Source organism: Geodermatophilus sp. URMC 64 (assembly GCF_053502555.1).
This window is the reverse complement of record NZ_CP199955.1, coordinates 331,618-343,375: the sequence shown is the minus strand read 5'-3', so window position 1 is coordinate 343,375 and position 11,758 is coordinate 331,618. Positions and strand designations below refer to the sequence as shown.

The following is an 11,758-nucleotide window of genomic DNA, read 5'->3' as shown; positions in this document are numbered from 1 at the left end:
GGGTCACGACGTCGGCGCGCGGAACCCGGCGTCGGCCAGCGCCTGCTGCCCCTCGTCGGAGTCGACCAGGTCGACGAACGCCCGCGCCGCGTCGGGGTTGGGCGCGGCCTCGAGGGTGCAGATCGGGTACTCGTTGATCGCCTGCTCGGCCTCGGGGAACTCGATGCCCTCGACCTCCTCGCCCGCCGACCGGACGTCGGTGGCGTAGACCAGCGCGGCGTCGACCTCGCCGAGCTCCACCTTGGTCAGCGCGGCACGCACGTCCTCCTCCTGCGTGTCCGGCTTCGCGTCGACCCCCGTCGCCTCGAACAGCTGCTCCGCCGCCGCGCCGCAGGGCACCTCCGGGGCGCAGACGGCCAGCGTCAGGTCCGGGTCGGCGAAGTCGGCCAGGCCGGTGACGTCCGCCGGGTTGCCGGGGGGCACGGCGATCTCGAGGACGTTCTCGGTGAAGATCGTCGGGTCCTCGGCCTGCAGGCCGGCATCGGTGACGAGCTCCATCTGCGCCTCGTTGGCACTGGCGAACAGGTCCGCCGGTGCGCCCTCGGTGATCTGGGTGGCCAGGGCCGAGCTGCCGGCGAAGTTGAAGGTGATGTCCAGGCCGGGGTTGTCGGCCATCAGCCGGTCCCCGAGGTCGGTGAAGACGTCGGTCAGCGAGGCGGCCGCGAAGACGGTGAGCGTCCCCGACAGGCCGCCGCCCGCCGACGTGCCCGACGCCGTGCCCGCGGACGGTGACGCCCCGCAGGCGGTCAGCGCGAGCAGCGCCGAGACGACGGGCGCGAGCAGGGCACGGGTCCTCACGAGGCCTCCAGTTTCCGCATGTGCGGAAGCACAAGACCAGACGGACCCGTACGTGCGCAAGTGCCCGCCGCCTGCGATCCGCGGCTACGGCACGTCGACGCTGACCTGGGTGGCCTTGACCGTCGCCACGGCGCGGACGCCCACCTCGAGCCCGAGTTCGTCGGCGGCCTCGCGGGACATCAGCGACACGACGCGGAACGGGCCGGCCTGGATCTCCACCTGGGCCATCACCGTGTCGCGGACGACGCGGGTGACGATGCCGGTGAGCCGGTTGCGGGCCGACGACGAGCGCGTGGTGCCGGGCTCCGGCGGCTCGTGCAGCGCGGCGGCGACGCGGGCGAGGTCGGCGCCGTCCACCACCGCCGGTCCGCCACCATCGCGGCGCGCCGGCAGCCGGCCGCTGTCGATCCACCGGCGCACCGTGTCGTCGCTGACGCCGAGCAGCTCCGCGACCTCGGCGATGCGGTAGGAGGCGGCCACGGCCAGACCCTAGACAACGCTGTGGACGACGCCCCGCCGTCCACAGTGCCTGCGCACCGTCGTCGACCGCCGCAGGCACGATCGGGCACATGTTCGACGACGCGTGGCTCACCGACCTCCTCGAGCACCGGACCGGCCTGCTCACCGACGCGGGGGTGGCACAGGAGCTGGGCGCCACGCTGGCCGCGCACCATCCTGACGTCGACGGCCGGGGCATCGCCACCCGGGCGCTGCTCGACGCCCTGGCCGAGACCTGGGAGCGGGGCTGGCAGCCGGCCGATGTCTTGCACGCCGCCCGGAAGGGTGCGACCGCAGGTTCCGTACCGCTGGCCGTGGGGCTGATCGGCGAGCACGCCCGGCGCAGTGACGCGGTGTCGCGGGCGCCGGACGTGTGGGTCGAGCAGCTGCGCGAGCTGGGCGCGCTCGCGCCGGGCGATCCCTCGGTGGTGTCCTCGTGGCACCGGGCGGAGCGGCGGGCTCCCGCGGACGCGTGGCGGATCGTCCTACAGCTCGCCGGCCTGCTGCGGAACGCGGTCCGGATCGAGCCGCTCGTCCCGCCACCGTCGCGCTGGGGTCCGGCCCGTGCGCGCCCCGCCGGGGACGCCGGTCCGGGGGACGACCGCGTGCTCCGGCGCATCCGCGGCCTGCTGGCCAAGGCGGAGTCGACCGAGTTCCCCGAGGAGGCCGAGGCGCTGACGGCCAAGGCGCAGGAGCTCATGGCCCGGCACGCGGTCGACGTCGCGCTGCTCGACACGGGTGCCGGCGGCCCGCCGCGGACCGGCGTCGGCACGCGGCGGGTGCACGTCGACGACCCGTACGTGCGGGCGAAGATGCAGCTGCTGGGGTTGGTCGCCGAGGCGAACGGCGTGCGGCTGGTCTGGTACCGGAGCCTGGGCATCGCGAACCTCGTCGGCATGCCGGCCGACCTGGACGCGGTCGAGCTGCTGTTCACGTCGCTGTTGCTCCAGGTGGCGCAGGCCCTCGTGGCGGCCGAGCGGGCCACCGGGCGGCGCTCGGCGTCGCGGTCCTTCCGCCGGGCGTTCCTCCTGGGCTACGCGCACCGCGTCGGCCAGCGGCTGACCGCCGCGCGGCAGCAGGCCACCGCCGAGGCGTCGGCCGCGCACGGCGTCGATCTGCTCCCGGTGCTGCGTTCCCGCCAGGCGGCGGTCGAGGAACGGGTCGCCGAGCTCTTCCCGCGGGTGCGCACCGCGCGGAGCCGAGGCTCCGTCGACGCAGGCGGCTGGTACGCCGGCCGCGCCGCCGCCGAGCGCGCCGACGTGGGCACCCGGCGGTCCTCCCTGCGCTGAGGCCGACGCGTTCCCGCGGGAACACGGCGGGCCGCCGCGGGCGATGATGCGCGGGTGCCGCGCCTGCTCGTCGTCCACCACACGCCCTCCCCCGCCCTGCAGGCGGTGCTGGAGGCGGTCAAGGAAGGCGTCGCGATGGTGGAGGAGGCCGAGCTGACCCTGCGGCCCGCGCTGTCGGCCGGCGCGGCCGACGTGCTCGAGGCCGACGGGATCCTGCTCGGCACGCCCGCCAACATCGGCTACATGTCCGGCGCGATGAAGCACTTCTTCGACACCGTCTACTACCCGTGCCTGGACGCCACGGTCGGCCTGCCCTACGGGGTCTACGTGCACGGCAACGACGACACCGCCGGCGCCCTGACCGCCATCGGCCGCATCACCGGGGCGCTGCGGTGGAAGCAGGTCGCCGCGCCGCTCAGCCTCGTCGGCGCGCCGGGCAAGGAGGACCTGGAGTCGGTCCGCGAGCTCGCGGCCACCGTGGCGGTGAGCCTCTGACGCGTTCCCGCGGGGAACGCGGCACCGTGGCGAGCGGCACCGTTTGCCGGTCCGGGGCACCGGGCAGCCTGACCCGGTGCCACCACGCCGCGAGCCCGACGACGACAACCCCGCCGGCAACTCCGCGTCGGTGCGCACCCGCCGGATCCGGGAGATCACGCGCGACGTCCTCGGGTTCGACGAGTTCCGGCCCGGCCAGGAGCGGGCGATGCAGTCCGTCGCCGCCGGCCGCGACACCCTCGCCGTCCTGCCGTCGGGCGCCGGGAAGTCCGCGATCTACCAGGTCGCCGGCCCGTTGCTCGACGGCCCGGTGGTCGTCGTCTCGCCGCTGATCGCCCTCCAGCGCGACCAGGTCGACCGGCTCGAGGAGCTCGGGCCGGACGTCGGCGTCGCCCGCCAGCTGAACTCCAGCCTGCCCGCGGGCGAGCAGCGCGAGGTGCTGGAGGGCCTGCAGGACGGAACGGTCCGCTACGTGCTCCTCGCCCCGGAGCAGCTGACCAAGCCCGAGGTGGTCGACGCCATCCGCGACGCCGGGCCCGCCCTGTTCGTCGTCGACGAGGCGCACTGCGTGAGCGCCTGGGGCCACGACTTCCGCCCTGACTACCTGCGCCTCGGCGGCGTGATCGAGCAGCTGGGCCACCCGACCGTCCTCGCGCTCACCGCGACCGCGGCTCCCCCCGTGCGCGCCGAGATCGTCGAGCGGCTCGAGATGCGCGACGCCGAGATCGTGGTCGCCGGCTTCGACCGGCCGGAGATCCGGCTCGAGGTCGACCAGCACGCCGACGCCCGCGGCAAGCAGGACGCCGTCCTCGACCGGGTGCTGCAGCTGATCGGCGACGGGCAGCTGCCGGGCATCCTCTACAGCGCCACTCGCAAGGGCACCGAGGAGCTCGCCGACGCGCTCAGCGAGCGCGGCCTGCGCGCCCGCGCCTACCACGCCGGCCTGCGCAACGCGGAGCGCGAGGAGACCCAGCAGGCCTTCATGGACGACGAGCTCGACGTCGTCGTCGCCACCACGGCGTTCGGCATGGGCATCGACAAGCCCGACGTCCGCTTCGTCGTCCACGCCGAGCCGGCCGACTCGGTCGACAGCTACTACCAGGAGATCGGCCGCGCCGGGCGGGACGGGCAGCCGGCGCTGGCCGTCCTCGTCTACCGGCAGGAGGACCTCGGCCTGCGCCGCTTCTTCGCGGCCGGCGTCCCCGCCGAGGAGGAGCTGCAGCAGGTCGCCGGCCTGGTCGCGGCCGCCGACGCCGCCGGCATCGACGACGGCGTCGACGTGAAGGATCTCCGCGAGGAGACCGGCCGCGGCGCCACCCCGCTGGCCCGCGACCTCAATCTGCTCGAGCAGGTGTCGGCCGTCGTCCTGGACGACGACGGCGCCGCCCACCCCGCCGAGGGAGCGCCCAAGCCGGCCGACGCCGCCGCGGCCGCCCGCGAGCTCGCCGAGCACCACGAGCGGGTCGACCAGAGCCGCGTCGAGATGATGCGCGGCTACGCCGAGACCACCGACTGCCGCCGGCAGTTCCTCCTCGGCTACTTCGGCGAGCAGCTCGAGGAACCCTGCGGCAACTGCGACAACTGCTCGGCCGGCCTGTCCCAGCAGCAGCCCGAGGACGACGAGACCCCCTTCCCGGTCGAGACGCCGGTCGAGCACGCCGAATGGGGCCCGGGCGTGGTCATGCGGGTCGAGGACGACCGGCTCGTCGTCCTCTTCGACGAGGTCGGCTACAAGACGCTGGCGCTGGCCGCCGTCACCGAGCACGGCCTGCTCAAGGCCCGCACCGCCTGAGCCCGTCACCCGTTCGGGCACTCACCCTGCGGAGTGATCGCGCAGGCTTGATCATCAGCACGGAAGCCGGGCGCGGCGCCCGGGCGAAGGGAGTCCCCGCGTGAAGGTCCTCGGCATCAACGCCATCTACCACGACCCCGCGGCCGCACTGGTCGTCGACGGGAAGGTCGTGGCCGCGGCCGAGGAGGAGCGCTTCAGCCGGCGCAAGCACGGCAAGCGCCCGCTGCCGTGGAGCGCCTGGGAGCTCCCCGAGCTGTCGGCGGCGTGGTGCCTGAAGGAGGCCGGCATCCGGCCGGAGGAGCTCGACGCGGTCGCCTACTCCTTCGACCCCGGGCTGATGGTCACGCCGGAAGAGACCGGGCTGTTCGACGACGGCGACACCATGCGCAAGAAGTACGCCGAGATGGCCCCCGACTTCCTCGCCCACGCACTGCCCGGCCTGGACCCGGCCAAGGTCCGCTTCGTCAAGCACCACGTCGCCCACGCCGCGTCGGCCGGGCTGGCCGCCCCGCAGCGCGACAACGCCGTCCTCGTCCTCGACGGCCGCGGCGAGGCGCACAGCCACCTGGCCGGCCGCTACGTCGACGGCCAACTGGAGATCCTCGCCGGCCAGGCGCTCCCCCACTCCCTCGGCCTGATGTACGAGGAGCTCACCGACCACCTCGGCTTCCTGCGCAGCTCCGACGAGTTCAAGGTCATGGCGATGGCCTCCTACGGCAAGCCACGGTTCCTCGGTGAGCTGTGCGAGCTCATCCGCGCGACCGGCGACGGCGGCTTCGTCACCGAGAAGATCGACTTCTCCGAGTTCGCGCCCCGCCTCGGCAAGGACGAGCAGTGGACCGAGGACCACGCCGACCTCGCCGCCAGCGTCCAGCAGCGCCTCGAGGAGGTGCTGGTCGACCTGGCCCGCTGGGTGCACGAGCAGACCGGCGACAAGGTCCTCACCATGGCCGGCGGCACGGCCCTCAACTGCGTGGCCAACACCCGCATCCTCGCCGAGACCCCGTTCGAGGAGGTCTGGGTCCAGCCGGCGGCGGGCGACGCCGGCACGGCCCTGGGGGGCGCCCTGCACGTCGCCCACGAGCTCGGCGAGCGCACCGAGCCGATGCCCGGAGCCGCACTGGGCCGGGGCTGGAGCGACGAGCAGATCGAGAAGTGGCTGCAGACGGCGGCGATCGACTACGAGCGGCCGGACGACGTCGCCGAGGCCGTGGCGGAGGTGCTCGCCGACAACGGCATCGTCGCCTGGTTCCAGGGCCGCAGCGAGTACGGCCCCCGCGCGCTGGGCCACCGGTCGCTGCTCGCCCACCCCGGCTTCGAGGCCAACCTCGAGCGGATGAACGACGTCAAGGGCCGCGAGCAGTTCCGCCCGGTGGCGCCGATGGTGTTGCTGGAGCGGGCGCCGGAGATCTTCAGCCGGGGCCCGATCCCCTCGCCGTACATGCTGTTCGTGCACGACGTGGCGCCGGAGTGGAAGGACCGCATCCCCACGGTCACCCACGTCGACGGGACGGCGCGGATCCAGACCATCGACCCGGAGACCGAGCCGCTGGTGCACCGGATGATCTCGGCGTTCGAGCGGCGCACCGGGCTGCCGGTCGTGGTCAACACCAGCCTGAACACCGCGGGCCGGCCGATGGTCGACGACCCGCGCGATGCCCTGGAGTGCTTCGGCTCGGCGCCGGTCGACCTGCTCGCGATCGGCCCCTTCGTCGTCCGCCGTCCCCGGCCGACGCCCCGCTGAGCGCTCCGCCCCCGGCCCGAGTGAACCGGCCGGCCGTCCGGCGACGAACTCCTGTCGCGGGACGGCCGGCCGTTCCGTCGGCGGCCCCCACCGCCGTGGATCGGTTGCGCGCCACCCGGCCGGGGGACACGAGTTTTCGCACCTCCGACCCGGGTAGTCCGAAACCGTTCCGTCGAGACCTCGCGGAGAACAGAACTTCAGGAGGACAGCCATGGCCGCTTCGGCCGGCAACACCAGCACCGGCTCGCGCCCCTGGCCGCAGCTGCTCGCGCTCGTCTTCGGCGCGGTGTACCTGCTCGTCGGGATCGTCGGCTTCTTCATCACCGGCTTCGACAACTTCGCCGGTCATGGACAGGACGAGATGCTCCTGTTCTTCATGATCAATCCGCTGCACAACATCGTGCACATCGTGATCGGCGTCGCCGGCCTGCTCCTGGCGCGCACGCTCGCCGGCGCGCGCACCTACGGCTGGCTGCTCGCGGTGGGCTACGCCGCGGCCTTCGTCTACGGCCTGTTCGCCGTCGGCGAGGACTGGGACTTCCTCAACCTCAACTGGGCGGACAACATCCTGCACCTCGCCACGGCCGTGGTGGGTCTGGTCATCGCGCTCGCCCCGGTGCGCACCGCCGTCGGCGGGACCTCGCGCACCGTCTGATCGCCCGCGGCACACCGAGGCCGGGCTCCCGCGTGGAGCCCGGCCTCGGCGCGTTCCGGGCACTTCCGGAACGGGGTCGGACGGCCGTAGGGACAGGGCCCTGGTGCCCTGTCCCGGGGGCGGAGTCCAGCGTCTGATCCGAGGTGCACCACCCTCGCCACCTCGGAGGACGCCATGTCCGCTGCCCCTGATCGAAGCACCGCCGGCCGGGGGATGCCCTGGCCGCAGATGGCGGCGCTCGCCGTCGGCGCGATCTACACGCTGATCGGCATCATCGGGTTCTTCGTCACCGGCTTCGACGACTTCGCCGCCCACACCGGGGAGTCCCTGCTCGGGTTCATGATCAACCCGCTGCACAACGTCGTGCACCTGGTCATCGGCATCGCCGGCCTGCTGCTCGCGCGCTCGCTCGCCGGGGCGCGCACCTACGGCTGGCTGCTCGCCGCCGGCTACGGCGCCGCCTTCGTCTACGGCCTGTTCGCCGTCGGCGAGGACTGGGACTTCCTGGCCCTCAACTGGGCGGACAACATCCTGCACCTGGTGACGGCGCTGCTCGGCGCCGCGATCGCCCTCGGCCCGGTGCGCGCCGACGTGGGCGACCGCCGGATCCGGGCCTAGCCGGCTCCCTTCCCCGAAACCGCTCGGACGAGGAGAGCGGTCGCCATGGACGACGATCCCGTCCTGCGCGCGCTGGGCGCCGCGCTCGAGCGCGACGACCCACGCCTGGCGGCGCTGCTGCAGGTGGGGCCCACGGCCGTCGTTCCGCGGCCGCCCGCCGACACCGTGCCCCCCGACACCGTGCCCGCCGACACCGTGCCCGCCGAGCCGGTGACGGCCGCCCCGGAGGCCGCACCCGAGGCCGAGGCGGGCGCCGGGTCCGAGGTCCGGCCGGCGGCGGGCGCCCGCCGCCGGCCCCGCTGGGTGCGGGTGCTCGTGAGTGGCCTCGCCGTCGCCTTCCTGCTGCTCGTCACGATCCCGCTCGGTCTCGCCACGTTCGCCGCCGTCGGCGGGGTCGTGCTGCTGGCCTCTCCCGTGCTGGCCTGCTGGTGGTACTCCTCCGCCGACGAGCTGCGCCCGCCGGAGGGCTGAGCTGGCCCACCACCCCCGCCGCGACAGGGCCGCCGCCGCCCTCTACGTTGCGGACATGGACTTCGCCCTGTCCGCGCGTGCCGAGGACGTCTGCGGCCGCATGTGGGACTTCATGCGCGAGAGCGTCTTCCCGGCCGAGCCGGTGTACGACGAGTGGCGGGCCGCCCGCGGCCACGACAACCACGACCACCCCCCGGTCCTCGAGGACCTCAAGGCCGAGGCCCGCAAGCGCGGCCTGTGGAACCTCTTCCACCACGAGCTCGGCGGCCTGTCCAACCTCGAGTACGCCTCGGTCGCCGAGATCATGGGCTGGTCGCCGGTCATCGCCCCCGAGGTCACCAACTGCGGGGCGCCGGACACCGGCAACATGGAGACCCTCATGCTGTTCGGCACGCCCGAGCAGAAGGAGCGGTGGCTGAACCCGCTGCTGGAGGGCGAGATCCGCTCCGGCTTCGCGATGACCGAGCCCGACGTCGCCTCGTCGGACGCGCGCAACATCCAGACGTCGATCGTCCGCGACGGCGACGAGTACGTCATCAACGGCCGCAAGTGGTGGACGACGGGCGCCGCCGACGAGCGCTGCCAGATCTTCATCGTCATGGGCAAGACCGACCCCGACGGCCCGCCGCACCGGCAGCAGTCGATGGTGCTGGTCCCCCGCGACACCCCGGGGCTGGAGATCGTCCGGCACCTGCCGGTCTTCGGCTACCAGGACCAGCACGGCCACTCCGAGCTGCGCTTCACCGACGTCCGGGTGCCGGTGTCGAACATCCTGTCCGGCGAGGGCGACGGGTTCATGATCGCCCAGGCCCGCCTCGGTCCCGGCCGCATCCACCACTGCATGCGCGCCATCGGCATGGCCGAGCGCGCGCTCGCGCTCATGGTCGAGCGCGCCAAGTCCCGGGTCGCGTTCGGCCGGCCGCTGGCCGAGCAGGGCACGGTCCGCGAGCTGATCGCCCTCTCGCGCATCGAGATCGACCAGGTCCGCCTGCTGGTGCTCAAGACCGCCGACCTGATCGACAAGTACGGCGCGAAGGGCGCGCGCACCGAGATCTCCGCGATCAAGGTGTCGGCGCCGCGAGTCTGCCTCGCCGTCATCGACCGGGCCATCGAGGTCCACGGCGGGGCCGGCGTCAGCGACGACACCCGGCTGGCGCGGATGTGGGCCAGCGCCCGCACGCTGCGCATCGTCGACGGGCCGGACGCCGTCCACATCCGGTCGGTGGCCCGCGAGGAGCTGGCGCGGGAGCGGCCCTACAGCGCCTGAGTGTCAGGGCACGCTGCGATCCTGACCGCGCGCCTGTTCCGGACGAGGTCGCCGCACTGCTGGACGAACACGGCGACGTCGTCGCCGGGACGACGCTGCGACTCCGGCAGGTGCTGCTCGACGGTCACCCGGCCCTGGTCGAACGGGTGCGGACCGGCTGGCACAGCCTCAACTACGCGCACCCCCGGACGGCTACGTGTGCGGGCTGTTCCCGCTCGCCGACCGCGTGCGCCTCGTGTTCGAACGCGGGGCGCAGCTGCCCGACCCAGAGCACCGGTTGCGCGGCGAGGGGCGCACCGTCCGCTATCTGGAGTGCCGCGCGCCAGCGGACGTCGACGCCGACGAGATGAGGGCCCCGCTGCCCCCCACCGCTCGCAGGCTCGCGGCGGGCCCCGGCAGCGGGGCCGTCAGGGGGCCACCGTGCCGCCGAGCGAGCCGCCGGCGAGCTTGGCCTGCAGCTGCGTCCGGTCCAGGCCGGCCGCCTTGAGGGCGTCGGCGTCCGCGTCGGTGTCGATCTCGTCGGACAGCTGGCTCTCGACCTTGTCCGCGGTGTCGTTGTCACCCTCGGTCCGCAGCACCCGCACGAGTTCCTGCTTGGCGATCTTCACGCCGCTCCTCCGTTTCCGGCGCATCCGCCTCGGCGCCGTCGGCGCCTGTGCTTCCCCGCGCGCCGCCGGCGAAACTGAGGCACCGCAACGGCGGGACGTGCGGGACCATCGAGGGCATGTCCGTGCGCCGCGCGGTGCGCCCCTGAGCCGATGGACGGCGCGCGCACGCGCAGAGGCCGCGGAGCCGGCGGGGCGGTGGGTGCCGCGCTGGCCCTGGTGCTGGTCTTCGCCGCCGTCCGGCTGACCAGCTCGCCGGCTCCTCCCCCGGGCCGCATCGACGCCGACCCGACGCCGGTCGTGACCGACCGCGGCACCGACGCCTTCGACCTGGACACCCGGGGGTCGCTCGCCGGCGACGAGGGCTGGCTCGCCGACGTGGCGTCACTGGACTCCCTGGCCGCGCTGCCGGCGCAGCGGCACGTCGCCTTCGCCGGCGACGTGCCCGAGGAGCGGATCGCGCTGGTGCTCGCCCGCGCGGACGGGCAGGCGGTCGCGGCCTGGCTGACCGGCCCGGCCGACGCAGGACCCGAGGAGATGACCCCGGCCGTGGCGCCGTATCCGGTGGACCCGGCCGAGCCGCTGGTCCTCTGGGACGTCCCGGAGCCGGCGTGGACGGGCGGTCTGCTCGTCGTGGTCGCCGGGCCCGACGACGAGCTGGCGTTCGTCTCGGGCCGGTTCGTGGACACCTCCGGCGAGGAGTCCGAGGTCCACGTCCGGCTGACGGCCCGGGACGGCGTCGTGCTGACCCCGGTGGGCCCGCCCGTCGCCTCGGTGGGCGGCGGCCGCAGCGAGGGCTGGGTCGTCGCCACCCGGGCTGCGGGCACGAGCGTGGTGAGCCCGGTGCTGAGCGCCCGCGCGCAGGCGGTGGCCGAGGCGCCGGTCGAGCCGGCCGACCCGCGCGGCCTGCGGGGGCAGGCCGACGAGGACCAGCTCCAGGCGCTGCTGCACGAGATGATCGGCACCTACGGCCTCACCGCCGACCAGGTCTCCCCCGTGCTGCTCGTGGCGGGCCGGGTGGGGGAGGCCGGGGACGCCGCGCTCCTGGTCGGCGCCACCCTGCCCTCCGGCGCCACCGTCGCGTGGCTGAGCGTCGCGGGCACCGGCCCCGGCAGCCCCCTGGCGCGCACGGTGGCCACCACGCCGGAGCCGGCGGGCACGCCGCTGCTGGAGCGGGTGGTCGCCGTCCCGGCCGGGTGGGCGACCTCCCGGATCCCGCTCCCCCCGGCGGACGTGCCGCCCGGCTGGCTGGTGGTCAGCGGACCGCGCGACGGCGTGACGGCCGAGACGTACAACGCGGGCCAGCGGGTGCTGAGCAGTCTTCCGCTGGTCGCGGGGGCGGGGATCGCCCCGGTGCCCCAGGGCACCGTCTACGTCGGGGTCCGCGACGGCGCGGGGAAGATCCTGGCCGGTGGCCGGGTCGCGCGCCTGGCCGGATGACCGGTCGGCCGCTCGGTGCCGAAGGCCTCGGGTGCGACGACGATGGCGCACCCGAGGACTGACGCCACTGTGCCAGTCGTCTCAGA

12 protein-coding genes are annotated in these 11,758 nt (G+C 74.4%); 9 read left to right on the top strand and 3 right to left on the bottom strand.

Features of this window, described 5'->3' with window-relative positions; translation table 11 throughout:
• Window positions 1–3: 3 nt before the first annotated feature.
• Together modA and ACWIYF_RS01610 are read right to left on the bottom strand one after the other, a co-directional pair.
• Window positions 4–798, bottom strand: a complete 795-nt coding sequence (gene modA, locus ACWIYF_RS01615) for a molybdate ABC transporter substrate-binding protein (RefSeq protein ID WP_448626368.1) — start codon at window positions 796–798, stop codon at window positions 4–6.
• Between the two features lie 84 nt (window positions 799–882).
• Window positions 883–1,278: a TOBE domain-containing protein gene (locus ACWIYF_RS01610; RefSeq protein ID WP_448626367.1), complete on the bottom strand. Its 396-nt coding sequence runs from the start codon at window positions 1,276–1,278 to the stop codon at window positions 883–885.
• An 89-nt stretch (window positions 1,279–1,367) separates the two neighbouring features.
• Here ACWIYF_RS01610 and ACWIYF_RS01605 point away from each other — a divergent pair, with 89 nt between their 5' ends.
• The 8 genes from ACWIYF_RS01605 (at window position 1,368) to ACWIYF_RS01570 (ending at window position 9,627) form a co-directional block, all read left to right on the top strand.
• Window positions 1,368–2,585 (top strand): DUF2786 domain-containing protein, encoded by a 1,218-nt coding sequence (locus ACWIYF_RS01605; RefSeq protein WP_448626366.1) that lies wholly within the window; start codon window positions 1,368–1,370, stop codon window positions 2,583–2,585.
• A gap of 54 nt (window positions 2,586–2,639) precedes the next feature.
• Window positions 2,640–3,080, top strand: a complete 441-nt coding sequence (locus ACWIYF_RS01600) for a flavodoxin family protein (RefSeq protein WP_448626365.1) — start codon at window positions 2,640–2,642, stop codon at window positions 3,078–3,080.
• A gap of 76 nt (window positions 3,081–3,156) precedes the next feature.
• Window positions 3,157–4,872, top strand: coding sequence for a RecQ family ATP-dependent DNA helicase (locus ACWIYF_RS01595; RefSeq protein WP_448626364.1), 1,716 nt, complete (start codon window positions 3,157–3,159; stop codon window positions 4,870–4,872).
• Between the two features lie 100 nt (window positions 4,873–4,972).
• Window positions 4,973–6,616, top strand: a complete 1,644-nt coding sequence (locus ACWIYF_RS01590) for a carbamoyltransferase family protein (RefSeq protein ID WP_448626363.1) — start codon at window positions 4,973–4,975, stop codon at window positions 6,614–6,616.
• Window positions 6,617–6,827: 211 nt separating this feature from the next.
• On the top strand, window positions 6,828–7,271 hold the full coding sequence (locus ACWIYF_RS01585) for a DUF4383 domain-containing protein (RefSeq protein ID WP_448626362.1): 444 nt from the start codon (window positions 6,828–6,830) through the stop codon (window positions 7,269–7,271).
• Between the two features lie 174 nt (window positions 7,272–7,445).
• Window positions 7,446–7,889 (top strand): DUF4383 domain-containing protein, encoded by a 444-nt coding sequence (locus ACWIYF_RS01580; RefSeq protein WP_448626361.1) that lies wholly within the window; start codon window positions 7,446–7,448, stop codon window positions 7,887–7,889.
• Window positions 7,890–7,934: 45 nt separating this feature from the next.
• Entirely contained in the window at window positions 7,935–8,360 is a 426-nt protein-coding gene (locus ACWIYF_RS01575; RefSeq protein WP_448626360.1) for a hypothetical protein, read from the top strand.
• 55 nt (window positions 8,361–8,415) lie between these two features.
• Window positions 8,416–9,627 (top strand): acyl-CoA dehydrogenase family protein, encoded by a 1,212-nt coding sequence (locus ACWIYF_RS01570; RefSeq protein WP_448626359.1) that lies wholly within the window; start codon window positions 8,416–8,418, stop codon window positions 9,625–9,627.
• A gap of 407 nt (window positions 9,628–10,034) precedes the next feature.
• Here the strand turns inward: ACWIYF_RS01570 and ACWIYF_RS01565 are convergent, their stop codons facing one another.
• Window positions 10,035–10,235, bottom strand: a complete 201-nt coding sequence (locus ACWIYF_RS01565; RefSeq protein ID WP_448626358.1) for a hypothetical protein — start codon at window positions 10,233–10,235, stop codon at window positions 10,035–10,037.
• Between the two features lie 195 nt (window positions 10,236–10,430).
• Here ACWIYF_RS01565 and ACWIYF_RS01560 point away from each other — a divergent pair, with 195 nt between their 5' ends.
• The gene (locus ACWIYF_RS01560; RefSeq protein WP_448626357.1) at window positions 10,431–11,672 is read left to right on the top strand and encodes a hypothetical protein; all 1,242 of its coding nucleotides are present in this window, start codon (window positions 10,431–10,433) and stop codon (window positions 11,670–11,672) included.
• Window positions 11,673–11,758 lie beyond the last annotated feature (86 nt).

Excerpts from the sequence above, each read along its gene's own strand:
- ACWIYF_RS01605 (WP_448626366.1), top strand. The coding sequence starts at position 1,368 with ATGTTCGACGACGCGTGGCTCACCGACCTCCTCGAGCACCGGACCGGC.
- ACWIYF_RS01585 (WP_448626362.1), top strand. The coding sequence starts at position 6,828 with ATGGCCGCTTCGGCCGGCAACACCAGCACCGGCTCGCGCCCCTGGCCG.
- ACWIYF_RS01580 (WP_448626361.1), top strand. The coding sequence starts at position 7,446 with ATGTCCGCTGCCCCTGATCGAAGCACCGCCGGCCGGGGGATGCCCTGG.
- ACWIYF_RS01575 (WP_448626360.1), top strand. The coding sequence starts at position 7,935 with ATGGACGACGATCCCGTCCTGCGCGCGCTGGGCGCCGCGCTCGAGCGC.
- ACWIYF_RS01570 (WP_448626359.1), top strand. The coding sequence starts at position 8,416 with ATGGACTTCGCCCTGTCCGCGCGTGCCGAGGACGTCTGCGGCCGCATG.